The sequence below is a fragment of the Nocardia sp. NBC_01503 genome (assembly GCF_036327755.1).
GTDB lineage: Bacteria > Actinomycetota > Actinomycetes > Mycobacteriales > Mycobacteriaceae > Nocardia.
The window spans coordinates 5,727,654-5,744,060 of sequence record NZ_CP109596.1 but is presented as its reverse complement, the minus strand read 5'-3'; the positions used below and the strand labels follow the sequence as shown (position 1 = coordinate 5,744,060).

At 67.1% G+C, this 16,407-nt stretch carries 15 protein-coding genes and 1 pseudogene; 6 read left to right on the top strand and 10 right to left on the bottom strand.

Going from position 1 to position 16,407, the window contains the following annotated elements; genetic code table 11:
* The first annotated feature begins 19 nt into the window (after nucleotides 1–19).
* The 3 genes and pseudogenes from aroC to aroB all read left to right on the top strand — a co-directional run bounded on the left by aroC (nucleotide 20) and on the right by aroB (nucleotide 3,914).
* A complete protein-coding gene (aroC, locus tag OHB26_RS26000) occupies nucleotides 20–1,234 on the top strand; it encodes a chorismate synthase (RefSeq protein WP_330179870.1) in 1,215 nt (404 codons plus the stop codon).
* A gap of 89 nt (nucleotides 1,235–1,323) precedes the next feature.
* Nucleotides 1,324–1,815, top strand: a pseudogene (locus OHB26_RS25995) (shikimate kinase); the annotation flags it as partial.
* A 983-nt stretch (nucleotides 1,816–2,798) separates the two neighbouring features.
* Complete coding sequence (aroB, locus tag OHB26_RS25990; protein WP_330179869.1) at nucleotides 2,799–3,914, top strand: 3-dehydroquinate synthase; 1,116 nt, start codon at nucleotides 2,799–2,801, stop codon at nucleotides 3,912–3,914.
* 128 nt (nucleotides 3,915–4,042) lie between these two features.
* Here aroB and OHB26_RS25985 read toward each other — a convergent pair whose 3' ends face one another.
* Nucleotides 4,043–4,528, bottom strand: coding sequence for a B-4DMT family transporter (locus OHB26_RS25985; RefSeq protein ID WP_330179868.1), 486 nt, complete (start codon nucleotides 4,526–4,528; stop codon nucleotides 4,043–4,045).
* A gap of 132 nt (nucleotides 4,529–4,660) precedes the next feature.
* Here OHB26_RS25985 and OHB26_RS25980 point away from each other — a divergent pair, with 132 nt between their 5' ends.
* On the top strand, nucleotides 4,661–5,281 hold the full coding sequence (locus OHB26_RS25980) for a helix-turn-helix transcriptional regulator (protein WP_330179867.1): 621 nt from the start codon (nucleotides 4,661–4,663) through the stop codon (nucleotides 5,279–5,281).
* 13 nt (nucleotides 5,282–5,294) lie between these two features.
* On the top strand, nucleotides 5,295–5,747 hold the full coding sequence (locus OHB26_RS25975) for a DUF3291 domain-containing protein (RefSeq protein WP_330179866.1): 453 nt from the start codon (nucleotides 5,295–5,297) through the stop codon (nucleotides 5,745–5,747).
* Nucleotides 5,748–5,856: 109 nt separating this feature from the next.
* On the opposite strand, the gene OHB26_RS25970 is transcribed toward OHB26_RS25975, so the two are convergent.
* From OHB26_RS25970 to alaS, 5 genes are all read right to left on the bottom strand, one after another.
* Complete coding sequence (locus tag OHB26_RS25970; RefSeq protein ID WP_330179865.1) at nucleotides 5,857–7,173, bottom strand: IS4 family transposase; 1,317 nt, start codon at nucleotides 7,171–7,173, stop codon at nucleotides 5,857–5,859.
* A 168-nt stretch (nucleotides 7,174–7,341) separates the two neighbouring features.
* Nucleotides 7,342–8,169 carry a shikimate dehydrogenase gene (locus tag OHB26_RS25965; RefSeq protein WP_330179864.1) on the bottom strand — a complete coding sequence of 276 codons (828 nt, stop codon included), beginning with the start codon at nucleotides 8,167–8,169 and terminating at the stop codon, nucleotides 7,342–7,344.
* Nucleotides 8,144–9,589, bottom strand: coding sequence for an endolytic transglycosylase MltG (locus tag OHB26_RS25960; RefSeq protein WP_330179863.1), 1,446 nt, complete (start codon nucleotides 9,587–9,589; stop codon nucleotides 8,144–8,146). The genes OHB26_RS25965 and OHB26_RS25960 overlap by 26 nt, the downstream gene beginning before the upstream one ends.
* Nucleotides 9,586–10,170: a Holliday junction resolvase RuvX gene (gene ruvX / locus OHB26_RS25955; protein ID WP_330179862.1), complete on the bottom strand. Its 585-nt coding sequence runs from the start codon at nucleotides 10,168–10,170 to the stop codon at nucleotides 9,586–9,588. The genes OHB26_RS25960 and ruvX overlap by 4 nt, the downstream gene beginning before the upstream one ends.
* The gene (alaS, locus tag OHB26_RS25950; protein WP_330179861.1) at nucleotides 10,170–12,836 is read right to left on the bottom strand and encodes an alanine--tRNA ligase; all 2,667 of its coding nucleotides are present in this window, start codon (nucleotides 12,834–12,836) and stop codon (nucleotides 10,170–10,172) included. Before alaS ends, ruvX begins: the two co-directional genes overlap by 1 nt.
* A gap of 71 nt (nucleotides 12,837–12,907) precedes the next feature.
* Between alaS and OHB26_RS25945 the strand changes: the two genes are divergently transcribed.
* The gene (locus OHB26_RS25945; RefSeq protein WP_330179860.1) at nucleotides 12,908–13,567 is read left to right on the top strand and encodes a CatB-related O-acetyltransferase; all 660 of its coding nucleotides are present in this window, start codon (nucleotides 12,908–12,910) and stop codon (nucleotides 13,565–13,567) included.
* Between the two features lie 22 nt (nucleotides 13,568–13,589).
* Here the strand turns inward: OHB26_RS25945 and OHB26_RS25940 are convergent, their stop codons facing one another.
* From OHB26_RS25940 to OHB26_RS25930, 4 genes are all read right to left on the bottom strand, one after another.
* Entirely contained in the window at nucleotides 13,590–13,928 is a 339-nt protein-coding gene (locus tag OHB26_RS25940) for a cytochrome P450 (RefSeq protein ID WP_330179859.1), read from the bottom strand.
* A gap of 214 nt (nucleotides 13,929–14,142) precedes the next feature.
* A complete protein-coding gene (locus OHB26_RS39755; RefSeq protein ID WP_442942718.1) occupies nucleotides 14,143–14,349 on the bottom strand; it encodes a Uma2 family endonuclease in 207 nt (68 codons plus the stop codon).
* Nucleotides 14,298–14,708 (bottom strand): Uma2 family endonuclease, encoded by a 411-nt coding sequence (locus OHB26_RS25935; RefSeq protein WP_330185788.1) that lies wholly within the window; start codon nucleotides 14,706–14,708, stop codon nucleotides 14,298–14,300. The genes OHB26_RS39755 and OHB26_RS25935 overlap by 52 nt, the downstream gene beginning before the upstream one ends.
* A gap of 318 nt (nucleotides 14,709–15,026) precedes the next feature.
* Nucleotides 15,027–16,376 carry a replication-associated recombination protein A gene (locus OHB26_RS25930; RefSeq protein ID WP_442942717.1) on the bottom strand — a complete coding sequence of 450 codons (1,350 nt, stop codon included), beginning with the start codon at nucleotides 16,374–16,376 and terminating at the stop codon, nucleotides 15,027–15,029.
* Nucleotides 16,377–16,407 lie beyond the last annotated feature (31 nt).

Sequence of the window (16,407 nt, the reverse complement as noted above, 5' to 3'; positions counted from 1 at the left end):
ACATGGAAAGATGTAACTCGTGTTGCGCTGGATAACTGCCGGAGAATCCCATGGCCCTGCTCTCGTCACGATCCTCGAGGGGATGGTGGCCGGTGTCGAGGTGAGCTCTGCCGATGTTGCGGCGCAATTGGCGCGGCGCCGCCTGGGCTACGGGCGCGGTGCCCGAATGAAGTTCGAGGCCGATGTGGTCACCCTGGTCGGCGGCGTCCGCCACGGCCGCACCATGGGCGGACCGGTCGCCATCGAGGTCGCCAACTCCGAGTGGCCCAAGTGGACCCAGGTCATGTCGGCCGATCCGGTCGACGAGGCCGAACTCGCCGAGCTGGCGCGCAACGCACCGCTCACCCGGCCGCGCCCGGGACATGCCGATTACTCGGGCATGCTCAAGTACGGCTTCGGCGACGCCCGGAATGTGCTGGAGCGGGCCAGCGCCCGCGAGACCGCCGCGCGTGTCGCCGCCGGAACCGTGGCCAAGAACTTCCTGAAGCAGGCCCTGGGTGTCGAGGTCCTCTCGCACGTGGTGTCCATCGGCACGGCCGCCAACACCACCGGTTTCGTACCCTCCGCCGCTGATCTCGGCGCCATCGACGAGAGTCCGGTGCGCGCGTTCGACAAGGACGCCGAGGCCGCCATGATCGCCGAGATCGAGGCCGCCAAGAAGGACGGTGACACCCTCGGCGGTGTGGTCGAGGTCGTGATCGAGGGGCTGCCCGTCGGTCTGGGCTCGTTCACCTCCGGTGAGGCGCGCCTGGATTCGCGACTCGCCGCCGCGCTCATGGGAATTCAGGCCATCAAGGGTGTCGAGGTTGGCGACGGGTTCGAGACCGCGCGCCGCCGCGGCAGCCAGGCGCACGATGAGATGAAGCCGGGCCCGGATGGCGTGCTGCGCTCGACCAATCGCGCGGGCGGACTCGAAGGCGGTATGACCAATGGTGAGGCGCTGCGTGTGCGCGCCGCCATGAAGCCCATTTCGACTGTGCCGCGCGCGCTTTCGACCGTCGACATGTCCACCGGTGACGAGGCCGTCGCCATTCACCAGCGCTCGGATGTGTGCGCGGTGCCCGCCGCCGGTGTGGTCGCCGAGGCCATGGTGGCATTGGTCGTCGCGCAGGCCGTGCTGGAGAAGTTCGGTGGCGATTCGCTGAACGAGACCGTCGACAACATCACCAGCTATGTGAAGCGAATCAACGCGCGCCCGCACGTTCCCGCGGGCAATACGCCGCTGGAGGCGTAGGTGAGTGACACTTACGCAGCCCCGCTCATCGGAGCCGACCGGGTGCGGGTGTCCCGCAAGACACAGTGACCGGTGATACCGACCAGCCGCTGAGTGTGGTGCTGGTCGGTCCGCCCGGCGCGGGCAAGTCGACGATCGGCCGCAAACTCGCCCGCGAACTCGGCGTGGACCTCTACGACACCGACGCCGGGATCGAGGAGCAGACCGGGCGCACCATTCCGGAGATCTTCGCCGAGGATGGCGAACCCGAATTCCGGCGTATCGAAGAGCGGGTGGTGCGCGACGCCGTCCTGGCCGGACACGGCATCATCTCGCTCGGTGGTGGTTCGGTGCTGTCCGCCGCCACCCGCGAACTGCTGCGCGGCCGCACCGTGGTCTACCTGGAAATCAGTGTGGGCGAAGGACTCCGCCGCACCGGCGCGAGCACCAACCGCCCCCTGCTGAACGGTGCCGATCCCGCGGCCAAATACCGCGAACTCATGAAAATCCGACGCCCCCTCTACCGCGAGGTGGCGTCGGTCCGCGTCCGCACCGACGGCCGCAGCCCCGGGCGCGTGGTCCGCATGATCCTGACCAGACTCGGGCTGGAATCGACTCTCCCCGAGGAGATCACCGCCGTCGAGCCGCCCGTGGTCACCGTCGAGCCGGGCGACTCCGCCCGCTCACGTTCCCGCCGTCGCAGACGGCGGGGTCGCGGCCGCGCCGACACGACGTCCGCGACCCAGCCGAACGCCACCGGCGCCGAGCCGAATTCCACGAGCGTCACACCGGCTGCCAACAGCGCGTCCGAAACCTCGGACAGCACCGACGATTCCGCGAAATCAGCACGACGCGGCCGCCGTTCCCGGCGGCGTAGTAGCCGCGCCGCAGGTCCCGCGAGCACGGCGACCGATAGTGGAAGCGCTACCGGCGCAACCCCGCGAACAGGTGAGCCGGCCGGAATCGTCACCGAAACCGGTTCAGCCACAACGACGGCCGCCGCCACCGGTACCGCGGCCCGCACCGGCGGCAACCCGCCCACCGCAGCCGCGCGAACGGAAGCCCCGCCCGAGACCGGAGCGGGCACCGCCGCAACCAACACCGCGGCGCCCGGCGCAGCCGACACCGACGGTGGCACGGTCGCAGCGAATACGACCCAATCAGGTGGGGCCGTGCCCTCGCGGTCACGGCGGGGCCGTCGCCGCGGCGGCGCATCCCGATCTCGGGGTAGTGCCGAGACGCGGTCGCGCCGTGGTGAGGTGCCCGCCGAGTCTCAGCGCGCCGCGGCAGCCGAGGCCACCGGCGGTGGCCGGTCATCGGCCGAGGCTGCCATCACCAGTGGCGAACACGCCGCAGCCGAGGGCGCGGGTTCGGCGGCGACATTCGGTCCCGGCGCGCCGGATGCTGCGACCGGGGAGGCGAGCTCTGCTGCCGGTGGGATGAATTCCACTGGCGAGAGGCAGGATTCGGTGCCCGGGGAGCCGGGGGCGGGGCGGTCGCGGCGGGCTCGGGCCAGGCGGGCTCGGGCGCGGGCGCGTGAGAACGGAACTGAACAGATCGTACGAGAAGAATCGGAGCAGCCACTATGAGCGAGCCGACCCGCATCGAGGTCCGCACCGCCGATCCGTACCCGGTGATCATCGGGCGCGGTCTGCTCGGCGACCTGGTCGATGAGGTGACCGGGCGCAATGGTGTGCGCACGGTCGCGATCTTCCATCAGCCGCCGCTGGCCGAGACCGCCGAGGTGGTCCGGAAGGCGCTGGCGGACAAGGGGATCGACGCGCATCGCATCGAGATCCCGGACGCCGAGGACGGTAAGGATCTGGCCGTGGCCGGATTCTGCTGGGAGGTGCTCGGCCGGATCGGGCTGACCCGCAAGGATGTGATCATCAGCCTCGGCGGTGGCGCGGCCACCGATCTGTCCGGATTCGTCGCCGCCACCTGGATGCGCGGCGTGAGCATCGTGCATGTGCCGACCACCCTGCTGGCCATGGTCGATGCCGCCGTCGGCGGTAAGACCGGTATCAATACCGAGGCCGGTAAGAACCTGGTCGGCTCGTTCCACGAACCCGCCGCGGTGCTGGTGGACCTGGCGACCCTGGAGACGGTGCCGCGCAATGAGATCGTCGCGGGCATGGCCGAGATCATCAAGGCCGGTTTCATCGCCGATCCGGTGATCCTGGATCTCATCGAACGCGATCCCGAGGCCGCCCTCGACCCGACCGGCGATGTGCTGCCCGAGCTCATCCGCCGCGCGGTGCAGGTGAAGGCCGATGTGGTCGCCGCCGATCTCAAGGAATCGGATCTGCGCGAGATCCTGAACTACGGCCACACGCTCGGCCACGCCATCGAGCGCCGCGAGCGCTACCGCTGGCGTCATGGCGCGGCCGTCTCGGTCGGTCTGGTCTTCGCCGCGGAGCTCGGCCGCCTGGCCGGTCGCCTCGACGATGCCACCGCCGAACGCCACGCCCGCGTGCTGGCCAGCGTCGGCCTGCCCACCACCTACGATGCCGACGCCCTGCCGCAGCTGCTCGACACCATGCAGACCGATAAGAAGACCCGCTCCGGCGTGCTGCGCTTCGTGGTCCTGGACGGTTTGGCCAAGCCGGGTCGCCTGGAAGGCCCGGACCCGTCCCTGCTGGCCGCGGCCTACTCGGCGATTGCCCGCGAGGCCACGCCCGGCGGCGCGATCCTGCTGTAGCGCAACGCATTCCACGAGAATGCCCGCCGTCGAATCGCGACGGCGGGCATTCTCGTCTCGGGGTGGATATGAAAAACCGCGCGCTGCCACGGATTCCGTGGCAGCGCGCGGTGACAGCTGATGACGCCTCAGACCCCGGCGGATTCCTTCTGCAGCGACAGCGGCGCATCCGGTGCGGAGCCGCTTTTCTTACCCTCGCGCCCGACCAGCCAGCGGCCCAGGGCCACACCGATCATGGCCGGAACGAAGATGAGCAGGATGATGAAGGACGCGCCCGAGGTGATCTCGAAGAACAGTCCATTGTCACCGAGGTCGAACTTCGGCAGGAAGTCCAGGATCCAGGCGACCAGCCCCGCGCCGAGCCCACCGACCAGACCGGCCTTGAGCCAGCGCATGGTCAGATCGGCCCCGTGCTCGGGATCGGCATTGGCGCGCCGATCGGCGCGGCCGTCGAGTACACCCCAGGCGACCACGGCCGCCAGCAGGATGATCAGGCACAAGATCCGCATCCACGAGCCATTGGTCGGCCAGTACACCATCGCGAAGCCGAGCACGGTCCGCAGCACAATGGTCAGCGCTCCCAAACCTACGGCGCGCAACACCCACGCATTCATGATGATCACCTTAACCTGCGAAACCGCCGAGCCGAACTGAAACCCGTTCTAGAACTGTATCCGCTTCCGGAATCGCGGCGCATCCGGCACCCACGAGCGGGGCCGCGCGCATCCGCACGCTGATAGAAATGCATGGTGAGCATCGAAGCCGTCGCCCTGCTGCAGGACCCGATTCGCAGGCGGCTGTACGACTACATCGCCGCCGCGGATCACGATGTGAGCAGGGATGAGGCCGCCGAGGCCGCGGAGATCAAGCGGCCGCTGGCGGCCTTCCATTTGGACAAGCTCGCCGAGGCCGGACTGCTCGACGCGGTGTTCCGGCGGCCCGAGGGCAAGTCCGGGCCGGGGTCGGGACGGCCCGCGAAGTTCTATCGGCGCGCCGACGCCGAGTTCGCGGTCAGCCTGCCCGCTCGCGACTACCGCACCGTCGCAACGATTCTGGCCGAGGTGATCGAGCACGCCGGATTCGAGCAGGCGATCGAGCAGGCCGCCGAGCAGCACGGACCGGTGTTGAAGGATCGCGATGTGCTCGAGGCATTGCGCGAGCGCGGATATGAGCCGTATCCGGACGGCGAGGTGATTCGCCTGCGCAACTGTCCTTTTCATCGGCTCGCGCTGGATTTTCCGCCGTTGGTCTGCGGGATGAACCTGGCGATGCTGGAAGGCCCTGCGGCGGAGGCGGGTTGGGTCGCGCGGATGGATCCGGCTCCGGGGCGGTGCTGCGTAAGCCTTTCTAAAACAAACACAGATTAGTTATAGTCCAGTCATGCACCTCGCACTCTTCAATATCGGGCGCATGGTCGCCCCCAAGGACGACCCGCGCGTCGCCGAGTTCTATGCCGAACTCGATCGCATCAATGCCATCGCCGACGACTCCCCCGGCTTCGTCTGGCGTCTGGTCGACGAGGATTCCAACGACGCGACCTCGGTGCGCCCGTACGAGAATGAGCCGGACATGCTGGTGAACCTCAGCGTCTGGGAGTCACACGAGGCGATGTTCAACTACGTGTACCGCAGCCCGCATATGGATTTCCTGCGACGGCGACGGGAATGGTTCGTCCCGATCAAGGAGGCGATCACCGTGCTGTGGTGGGTGCCGATCGGTGAGACGCCGTCGCTGACCGAGGCTATCGAACGCCTGGATCATCTGCGCGCGCACGGGCCGACCGAGCATGCCTTCACGTTCCGGAATGCGTTCGAGCCGCAACCGGCCGGTTAGCGGGGTGTGGATCCCGGCCAAAAACACGCCGGGATGACGAGGCGGGTTGAACCGCGATGACGGGGCGGGTTAATCCCAATGCCGCGCAGTTAGGCCGACCTGTCTGCGGTCAACTCGGGTGTTTTCGCAGGTTGATGGTGATGGTGACGGTGGGATAATTGGTGCGGTCGATGGCGCCTTTGGCGCGGTGTTTGGAGATCGCTCGCTTGACGACGCGGGGGCTTTGGCGTGGTCGGCGTGCGGGCAGGAGGTCGGCCAAGACCGTGCGGCCGATCCGTCCGACCAGGTCGACGGCGGTGTCGGCGATGACCGCGGCGGCAGCCACGACCTGGTCGCGGGCGGTATTGAGTGCAATGGAGAAGCTGGCTTGCAGGGGTATGGCCTGCGGGTGTGTGGCGTCGGCGATGGCGATGCGCAGCGCTTGGTAAGTGCTCAGCAGGGCATAGACCTCCTGGTCGATCCCGGCGGGTGTGCGGGCGCGCAGTACCCGGCCGCCGAGCATGGTCGATTTCAGTTCCGCGTAGGTGGTTTCGATCTCCCAGCGCTGGTGATAGAGCCGCACCAGCTCCATCGCCGGGTAGCGGTGATGGTCGGTCAAGGTGGTGAGCAACCGGTAGCGTTCGCGGCGGGGTGGTCCGCCTTTCGGGGTGAGCGCGATGTCGGCGTCGATTACCCGCAGAACTACCGGACCCTTCACCGCGAGCCACGACCCGTCGGGCAGCCGCTCGATCAACGGCATCACACGGTTGGTCTTGTCACGGATCAGCAGGTCGGCTTTGGTTTGCGCGATCTGTCCGATCAGCGCGGCGCTGGCGAAGTTGCGGTCCGCCAGCAACAACATCCCCTCGTGCAGGCATCGGAAAAGCTTTGGGGCATAGGCGATCTCGGAGACACCCGAGGTGCCGAACACGACGTCGATGACGGTGCGGGTGCCACACGCCACCACCGCGAGCAGTCGCAGCATCGGATACCCCGAGTCGCCGTTGCCGCCGCCCTGACGGGCGAAGGTACCCGCGTTGGCGGCGGAGTCGGACACGAACATGGTGGTGCCGTCGACCGCACAGACCAACAGGCCGCGCCATCGGGCCGCGCCGGCAGCGGGACCGGCGAGCAGCCCGAACAACTCCCGCAACGGTGCGGCACCGACTCGGCGGCGGGCCTGGGCCAAGGCCGAGGAACCGGGGCGGGCCACGAGGATTTCGTCCAGGCCCGCGACCATCCGGGCCCATACCTGGGTGTAGCCGAGCTCGGTGAACAACGCCCCGGCCAACAGCAGATACACCACCACCCGCGAGGGTAGATCCCGCACCCGCGTCTGTCTCGCTCGCCCCGATTCCACTGCGGCGTCGACCATTTCGAATGGCACGATCTGGGTCAACTCCCCCAGATGACCCGGCGCGAACACCCCCGCCGCTACCACCGACACATGTTTGATGACAGACTGAACAGACAGCGGAACTCCCGGTGGACGGTTTGTCTTGGAGGACAAAACCTCTCTACCAGTAGTTCCGCTGTCTCGTTTCACAACATGTCAAGTCCCGCAACGACACTCGCTTGACAGGCATCCCCAACCGCTAACTGCGCGGCATTGGGGTTAATCCTGTAGGGCCGCAGCCATTTCCGCGCGCGGAGCGGGCTTGCCGGTGAACTGTTCGACTTGGCCGTACGCCTGGTTCAGGAGCATTTCCAGGCCGCTGACGACGGTGTGGCCCGCGCGGGTCACCGCCTCGGCGAGTGGGGTGGGCCAGGGGTTGTAGATGGCGTCCAGGACCACCGGGGCTTGGGCCACCGCGTCGGCGACGGGTTCGGCTCCGGCGGCGGGGACGGTGCTGACGACCGCGTCGACCTCCGAGCAGACGAAGCCGATCGAATCCGGATCGAAGCCGATGACCTCTGCCGAAAGGCCCAGGCGCTCGGCGAGTTCCAGGGTGTCCGCGGCACGGCGGGGGCTGCGCGCGACGATGGTGATGGTGTGCGCGCCGAGTTCGGCCAGGGCCAGCAGGGCGGGGCGGGCCGTACCGCCCGCGCCCAACACGACCGCCTTGTCGATCTCCTTGACGCCCGCGCCCTCGAGCGCCCCGCGCACCCCGTCGACGTCGGTGCAGTCGGCGCGCCAACCGTTCTCGATGCGCAGCAGGGTGTTGGCCGAGCCGACCAGTTCGGCGCGCTCGGTGCGCTCGGTGGCGTACTCGAGCGCGGCGACCTTACCGGGCATGGTCACCGACAACCCGACCCATTCGGGGCCGAGCCCGTCGACGAGGCCGGGCAGTCGCTCGGCATCGCATTCGATGCGCTCATACGTCCAGTCCAGGCCCAGCGCCCGGTAGGCGGCCAGGTGCAGTTGCGGCGAGCGCGAATGCGCGATGGGGCTGCCGAGTACGGCAGCCTTGCGGCGCTCACCGTCCACTGTCGAGAATTCCACTCTGCCTGGCCTTTTCGATATTGCGCAGATGTTCGCTATAGCTGTCGGTGAACAGCGTGGTGCCCTGCTTGTCGACGGTCACGAAGTACAGCCACGGTCCCGGTTCCGGCTTCTCCATGGCGCGCATGGCATCCAGGGAGGGTGCGGAGATCGGTGTCGCGGGCAGACCGGCCATGGCGTAGGTGTTCCACGGGGTCTTCCTATTGCGGTCCGCGTCGGTGGTGGCGACCTCGGTGGCCGAGAGCGCGTAGTTGACCGTGGAGTCGAACTCCAGCTTCTGGTCCGCCTCGAGCCGGTTCACGATCACCCGCGCCACCTTGGACATGTCCTGCGGCAGCGCCTCGCGCTCCACCAGCGACGCCCCGATCAAGGTGTCATACGGCGACAAACCATTGGCCGCACCGGAATTCAGCACCCCGGTCGCCTCATAGTTGGCCGCGCTGTCGGTGACCAGCTGCTTGAGAATCTGTTCGGGCGAACCGCTCGGATCGAAATCCAGTGTGCCCGCGGCGATCAGACCCTCCAACTGCCGACTGTGATCGGGCACCTGACGCACCCGGTCAATCGCCCAGGACGGCACGCCCAGGGTCGCCGGATCGGCACTGCCGCCCGCGGCCTCGAGCTGGTCGTAGGTCACGCATTTGGCGGCTGAACCGGTGCCGACACAGCTGGCATCGGCGATCTTGCGATAGATGCCGTCCTTGCGCGCACCGGTATTCACATCGGTGGAGTCGTGCAGCTGGCGCCCCTCGGAGATCACCACATTGCCGACCCGCGAGCTCTTGCCGACCAGCGCCACCACGGCCTCCGAAGCCTTGCTGTGGCTGGGGATGGCGTAGTAGCCGGGCTGCACCGCGCTCATATTGTCATTGCGCACCGCGGCCTCGTAGAAGGCGGCGCTGCTGGCCACCACCCCCTTGGCGAACATGGTGTCCGCGATCTGGGTGGCGGTATCGCCCGACTTCACCTGCACCACGGCCAGCGGGCCGGGCTCGCCGGAGAAGTCCTCGGCCGGGCTGAACCGGTTCATGAACTTCCAGGCCGCGAATCCGGCCGCGCCGACGAACAATACGGCGAAGACGGTCCCGAAGACCACGAGATTGCGGCGGCGGCGCTTGCGCTCGGCTGCCTTGCGCGAGGCCACCCGGGAGCGCTTGGGCCGGTTTCCGCCGCGCCCACCCGAACCGCGCGACTGCCCGCGCGAACCCGAACCGCGACCGCGGTCGGCACGCTGCGGGGCCTGGCGGCGGGGCGGCTCCGGCTCGAGGATGGGCTCCTCGTCCTCATCCTCGTAGCGCGGGATGACGGTGGTGTCGTCCTCGTAATCATCCGCCTCCGACCATTCCAGGTCGTCGCGGCGATAACGGCGTTCAGCGCTCTGCCGGTAACGTTCCTCGGCTCGCGTCCAGCGGTCGGTCATGCAAGATCACCATCACCGCGCGGCTTCAATGCTGCACTCCGTTCGTCCAACCAACCCTGCAGGATCGATACGGCGGCCGCCTGATCGATGACCGACCGCTGCCCGCGCGCGCGAACTCCACTGTCCCGCAACGCCCGTGCAGCAGACACCGTAGTCAAACGTTCGTCGGAAAGCCGCACCGGCACCGGTGCGATCAGAGACCGTAAACGCCCCGCGAAGGTGGCCGCCAGCTTAGCCGACGAGCCGCTTTCTCCGCGTAAGGTGCGCGGAAGGCCCACGATCACCTCTACAGCCTCGTATTCACGAACAATTTCGGCAATTCGGGCAAGGTCGGACGCCAAGGTTCCGGGCGCGACCTTCTTGGCCTTGGGCACGGTTTCGACCGGCGTGGCGAGCACACCGTCCGGATCGCTGGAGGCCACGCCGATGCGGACGGTGCCCACATCGAGCGCGATCCGCCTGCCGCGACCCGGATCATCCGAGGGGCTGGGCCGGTCCACGGGGAATCCCGTACTTCCGGCGATGAACCGGGTGCCGCCGTCGGCGGCGCCCGGACTGTCCGAGGGTTCGGAAGGGGGCATCACCCGGCGAGCTCGGCCACCCGCGCCCGCAAGGCCGACAGTCCGGCCTCGATGCCCTCGGGGTTCGAGCCCGCGCCCTGCGCCATCTCCGGCTTACCGCCACCGCGGCCGTTGATACTGGGACCGAAGGACTGGACGAGATCGCCCGCCTTCACACCCAGATCCTGCGCCGCCTTGGTGACCGCGACCACGAACGGCACCTTGCCCTCGTCATTGCCGAGCAGCGTGACAATCGCGGGCTCGGAACCCAAGCGGCCCTTGATGTCCTGCACCAGGGTGCGCAGATCGCCCGCGCCGACACCCTTGGGCGCGGCGGCGGCGACGAGCAGCACCTTGCCGACGCGCTGCGCCTGCTCCACGAAAGTGCCCGCACTCGACAGCACGGCCGCCATCTTGGTGCGCTCCAACTCCTTCTCGGCGACCTTCAAACGCTCGACGAGCTGCTCCACGCGCGCGGGCACCTCGTCCGAGGGCACCTTCAGCGATGAGGCGATACCGGCGAGCAGTGCGCGCTCCTTGGCCAGGTACTTGTAAGAGTCAAGGCCGACAAAGGCTTCCACGCGGCGAATGCCCGAACCGACCGAGGACTCACCCAGCAGGGTGATCGGGCCGATCTGCGAGGAGTGCCGCACATGCGTGCCACCGCACAGCTCCATGGAGAACGGTCCGCCGATCTCCACCACGCGCACCTGGTCGCCGTAGTTCTCGCCGAACAGGGCCATCGCGCCCATCTTCTTGGCCGAGGGCAGATCGGTGACGAAGGTGTTCACCGCGAAATCGTCGGCGACGGCGTTATTGGAGATGGCCTCGATATCGGCCTTCTGCTGCTCAGACAGCCCGCCCTGCCAGTTGAAGTCGAAGCGCAGGTAGCCGGGCTTGTTCAGCGAACCGGCCTGAACGGCGTTGGGGCCCAACACCTGTCGCAGCGCGGCGTGCACCATATGGGTACCGGAGTGGCCCTGGGTGGCGCCGTGCCGCCAGGCCGGATCGACCTGCGCGAGCACGGTATCGCCCTCGGTGAGCTGACCGGCCTCGACGGTGGACTTGTGCACCCACACCTTCTTGGCGATCTTCTGCACGTCATTGACGCGCACCTTCAGACCGTGCGAGGACTGCAGCGCACCGCGGTCGGCGATCTGGCCGCCGGACTCGGCGTACAGCGGCGAGCGGTCCAGAATGATCTCCACATCCTGGCCCACCTCGGCCACCGGCACCCGCACGCCATCCTTGATGATGGCGAGAACCGTTGCCTCGGTGGCGAGTTCGTCGAAACCGGTGAACTCGGTGGCGCCGCGGTCGACGAACTCCTTGTAGACCGTCAGATCGGCGTGCGCGTGCTTGCGCGAGTACGCGTCCTCCTTGGCGCGAGCGCGCTGCTCGGCCATGAGCGAACGGAAGCCGTCCTCGTCGACCTGGAGTCCGGCCTCGGCGGCCATCTCCAGGGTCAGATCGATCGGGAAACCGTAGGTGTCGTGCAGGGTGAACGCCTCGGTACCGCTGATCTTCTTGCCGCCGTGCGACTTCACCTCGGCGACGGCATCGTCGAACAGCTTGGAACCGGTGTTCAGCGTCTTGAGGAACGCGGATTCCTCACCGACGGCGACGGTTTCGATGCGCTTGAAATCGGTGGCCAGCTCCGGGTACGACGGGGCCATCAGATCGCTGACGACCTTCATGAACTCGCCCATCACCGGCTTCTCGGCACCGAGCAGGCGGGCCGAGCGCACGATGCGGCGCAGCAGGCGGCGCAGTACATATCCGCGACCGTCATTGCCCGGGTTCACTCCGTCGGCGATGAGCATGGCACCGGTGCGGGCGTGATCGGCGATGACGCGGAAGCGCACATCATCGGTGTGCTCGACACCGTAGCTGCGGCCGGTGAGCTCCTCGGCCTTGCTGATGATCGGGCGCAGCAGGTCGGTCTCGTAGACATTGTCGACGCCCTGCAGCAGGAACGCGACGCGCTCGATGCCCATGCCGGTGTCGATATTCTTCTTGGGCAGCGGGCCCAGGATCTCGAAGTCGTCCTTGCCGCGACCCTCGCCACGCTCGTTCTGCATGAAGACGAGGTTCCAGATTTCGAGGTAGCGGTCCTCGTCGGCCTCCGGGCCGCCCTCGATGCCGAACTCCGGACCGCGGTCGAAGTAGATCTCCGAGCACGGGCCGCACGGGCCGGGGATGCCCATGGACCAGTAGTTGTCGGCCATACCGCGGCGCTGGATGCGCTCGGCGGGCATGCCGAGTTCGAGCCAGATGCGCTCGGCCTCGTCGTCATCGAGGTAGACCGTGGCCCACAGCTTCTCCGGATCGAAGCCGTAGCCGCCGTCCTCGACGCTCTTGGTCAGCAGGGACCAGGCGAAGGAGATGGCCTCGCGCTTGAAGTAGTCACCGAAGCTGAAGTTGCCCGCCATCTGGAAGAAGGTGTTGTGGCGGGTGGTGATGCCGACATTCTCGATATCGCCGGTGCGCACGCACTTCTGCACACTGGTCGCGGTGGCCCAGGGCGGGGTTTGCTGACCGAGGAAATACGGCACGAACTGGACCATGCCCGCGTTCACGAACAGCAGGTTGGGGTCGGCCAGGATCAGCGAGGCGCTGGGTACCTCGGTGTGTCCGGCACGAACGAAATGCTCCAGGAAGCGTCGGCGAATCTCGTGGGTCTGCACAGGTATCCAGCCTACCGGTCCCGGTCCAGCGGCTTTCCGCCGACCGCCGGGGGCCCACTAGCATCGGTTCGATGAGTGTGATCCCGGACCCATCGACGCCCTTTCCGCTACCGCACACGGACCGGACAGTCTTCCTGAAACCTCATATCACCTCGGCGAATATCGAGGTCGGCGATTACAGCTACTTCGACGATCCGGTCGACGCCACCCGATTCGAGACCGAGAACGTGCTCTACGCCTTCGGGCCGGAGAAGCTGATCATCGGCAAGTACTGCGCGCTGGCGACCGGGACCCGGTTCATCATGGCGGGCGCGAATCACGCCACCGCCGGGGTCTCCACCTTCCCGTTCACCATTTTCGGCGGGACGTGGGCGCAGGAGACGATGGACATCATCACCTCGATCCCGAGCAAGGGCGACACCGTCGTCGGCAATGACGTGTGGATCGGCTACAACTCGTTGATCATGCCGGGCGTGCGGATCGGTGACGGCGCGATCATCGCCACCGGATCGGTCGTCACCGCCGATGTTCCGGCGTACACCATCGTCGGCGGGAATCCGGCCAAGCCGGTCAAGCAGCGCTTCACCGATGAAGAGGTGGATGCGCTGCTGCGCGCGGCCTGGTGGGATTGGCCGATGGAGCTGGTCACCGAACACGTCCGGGTCATCATGGCGGGCACGCCGAAGGCGATCGAGACGATCGCCCGCGACAACGGCCTCTTCCACGACTGACCCCTCCGGAGCCGCGAGCGGCCTACCAGCTGACCTGGAGCGCCTTCGGGCCGCGCACGAGCATGCCTCGCTTCCAAGGGATTTCGGCCTCGGGCACGGCCAGGCGCAGGTTCGGGAAGCGCTCCAGCATCGTCTCCAGGACCACCTGCAATTCGATACGGGCCAGTTGTGCGCCCAGACAGTGGTGGAAGCCGTGCCCGAATGCCATGTGCGGGTTGTGTTCTCGGGTCAGATCGAGGGTGTCGGCTGCGGCGAAGACCGATTCATCGCGATTCGCCGCCTGGGTATTGATGAAAACCGCGTCCCCGGCACGAATTCGGGTTCCGGAGAGCTCGACATCCTCGAACCGCGTAACCAGCACCCCTCGCCGCCATACGGCAACTGAATCCGCGAAACCGGTTCCTCCCGTTGCAATTTCGCGAAGAGTGAATGGGTGCCGAACCGAACCGGCTCACCGAACGGATACTCGCGAACCTCGAAATGAGTCGTCATGGGACTTCCTTCCCGCAGGAGTCCGGGGTAGAAGCGTCGAAGCACCCCGTCGACGATCGAATTCGATTACAGCGGACGAGAACTCAGCGAACCCAATTCTTCAGCGGATCGGTGTCCAAGGTGATTCCGACAGGTGCCGGCAGCTCGACCTGCGCACCGAATGGAAGTCGCACGGTCGATGAGTAGGTTCCGCTGACGGCGCGGCTGTAGACAACCGTTTCGCACGTATCGCGGTCGATCAGCAGGTAAACCGGGATCCCCGCCTCGGCATACGCACGAGGCTTCTCCACCGGTCCCGGCGGTCGGTATCGGAGTCATAAGAGGTGACCTCGACGACCATGAGCGCGGAATCCGCGGCGACCCAATTCCCCTGCCCCGAAAAGGAACCGTCCGGGGCGAGGACCGCATCGACACGGGCACGCCCGCTGCGATACTTCGCAACCTTGAGGTCAACCTCCGAATACAGCCAGAGTTCGTCACCCAGCGGAAGCAGTCGACGCGCGAGCCAGCGCACGATTTCGATGTGGTCCCCATCCGGCAACGCCTTGACCCCCAGCTTCCCGTACAGGAACTCCAGTCGCACCGTTTCGCCCTGGTGCTTGGCGAGTTCCTCGAACTCACTGACCAGCATCTGTGGTCGATCAGCCATGGCGGTCACCGAATCCCTCCGTTCTATTGGGTGGACCTGGATCGACATCGCCACCCTATGCACCAGTGTCGCGCGTAAAACGGGATTCGCATCGACTCGCGAGCTGACACGCAGAAACGTTGCTACCGCCCGCACCCGATACGGCGGAGTGGGTCGCCCGTCAACGGACGACTTCGGGGGATAACCGGATATCTCGGGCGGGGAGTTCCAGGCTCGGCGGTGTCGGCTCATGGGCCGTGAGCCGGCATTTCCCGCCCGAGAGGAGTCGGCGATCCGCAGGGCGACTTCTTCTCCGTGATCCGGATGGCCGGTTGAGCGCTACCGGCCGCGGACTATGCGGCGAAGTTTGGTGACTCGGGGGCCTACTTCGCGTTCATAGCCGTGGTCGGTGGGCTGGTAGTAGTCCGTGCCGACCAGCTCGTCGGGCGGATACTGCTGTGCGAGAACACCATCGGGATGGTCGTGCGGGTATTTGTAGCCCTGGGCATTGCCGAGCCCGGCCGCACCGGCGTAGTGCCCGTCGCGCAGATGCGGCGGGACGGCGCCCGCCTTGCCCGCGCGGACATCGGACATGGCCGCGCCGATACCCTTCACCACCGAACCGGATTTGGGGGCGGTGGCGATATGAATCGTGGCCTGCGTCAGCGCCAGTTGCGCCTCGGGCATACCCACCAACTGCACGACCTGCGCCGCGGCGACGGCGGTTTGCAGCGCCATCGGGTCGGCCATGCCGACCTCCTCACTGGCCTGGATCATCAAGCGGCGGGCGATGAATCGTGGATCCTCGCCCGCGCTGATCATGCGGGCCAGATAGTGCAGCGCCGCGTCCACATCCGAACCGCGCAGGGATTTGATGAACGCGCTGATGACGTCGTAATGCTGATCACCCGCGCGGTCGTAGCGGACCGCGGCCTTGTCGACACTGGCCTCGACGAGCTCCACGCCGACCTTGCCGTCGAGCGATGATTCGGCGGAGGCCTCGAGCGCGGTGAGCGAGCGCCGGGCATCGCCGCCCGCGATGCGCACAATGTGATCGAGGGCCTCATCCGTGACCGTGTACTCCCCCGCCAGCCCGCGCGGATCCTCGATGGCGCGGGTCAGCACCATGCGAATGTCGGCCTCGGACAAGGAGGTCAGCTGGAGTACGAGTGAGCGGGACAGCAGCGGCGACACCACCGAGAACGACGGATTCTCGGTGGTCGCGGCGACCAGCAGCACGATGCGATTCTCGACCGCTGCCAGCAGCGCGTCCTGCTGCGTCTTGGAAAACCGGTGCACCTCATCGATGAAGAGCACGGTCTGCTCCCCCGCGGTGAGTCGCCGTCGCGCCAGTTCGATAACCCCGCGCACCTCTTTCACACCCGCCGACAGCGCCGACAGCGCCTCGAATCGGCGGCCGGTCGACTGCGAGATGAGTGATGCGAGGGTCGTCTTGCCGGTGCCGGGCGGTCCGTACAGCAGGACCGAGGCCGCGCCCGAGCCCTCGATCAATCGGCGTAGCGGCGATCCCGGGCCCAGCAGATGCTGCTGTCCCACCACCTCATCCAGATTTCTCGGCCGCATGCGCACCGCCAAGGGTGCGAAGCCCTCACCCATCGGCGCGATACTCGGCACGAATTCGTCGGCCACGTCCTCCGTCCCCGGTGCATCGAACAACCCGTCACTCACCCCGCGACCGTACCGTCCGGCCCCGACAAAA

Bases quoted from the DNA above. Each gene is read 5' to 3' on its own strand.
- aroB (WP_330179869.1), top strand. From the start codon at position 2,799: ATGAGCGAGCCGACCCGCATCGAGGTCCGCACCGCCGATCCGTACCCG.
- OHB26_RS25985 (WP_330179868.1), bottom strand. From the start codon at position 4,528: ATGAATGCGTGGGTGTTGCGCGCCGTAGGTTTGGGAGCGCTGACCATT.
- OHB26_RS25980 (WP_330179867.1), top strand. From the start codon at position 4,661: ATGGTGAGCATCGAAGCCGTCGCCCTGCTGCAGGACCCGATTCGCAGG.
- OHB26_RS25975 (WP_330179866.1), top strand. From the start codon at position 5,295: ATGCACCTCGCACTCTTCAATATCGGGCGCATGGTCGCCCCCAAGGAC.
- OHB26_RS25960 (WP_330179863.1), bottom strand. From the start codon at position 9,589: ATGACCGACCGCTGGACGCGAGCCGAGGAACGTTACCGGCAGAGCGCT.
- ruvX (WP_330179862.1), bottom strand. From the start codon at position 10,170: ATGCCCCCTTCCGAACCCTCGGACAGTCCGGGCGCCGCCGACGGCGGC.
- OHB26_RS25945 (WP_330179860.1), top strand. From the start codon at position 12,908: ATGAGTGTGATCCCGGACCCATCGACGCCCTTTCCGCTACCGCACACG.
- OHB26_RS25935 (WP_330185788.1), bottom strand. From the start codon at position 14,708: ATGGCTGATCGACCACAGATGCTGGTCAGTGAGTTCGAGGAACTCGCC.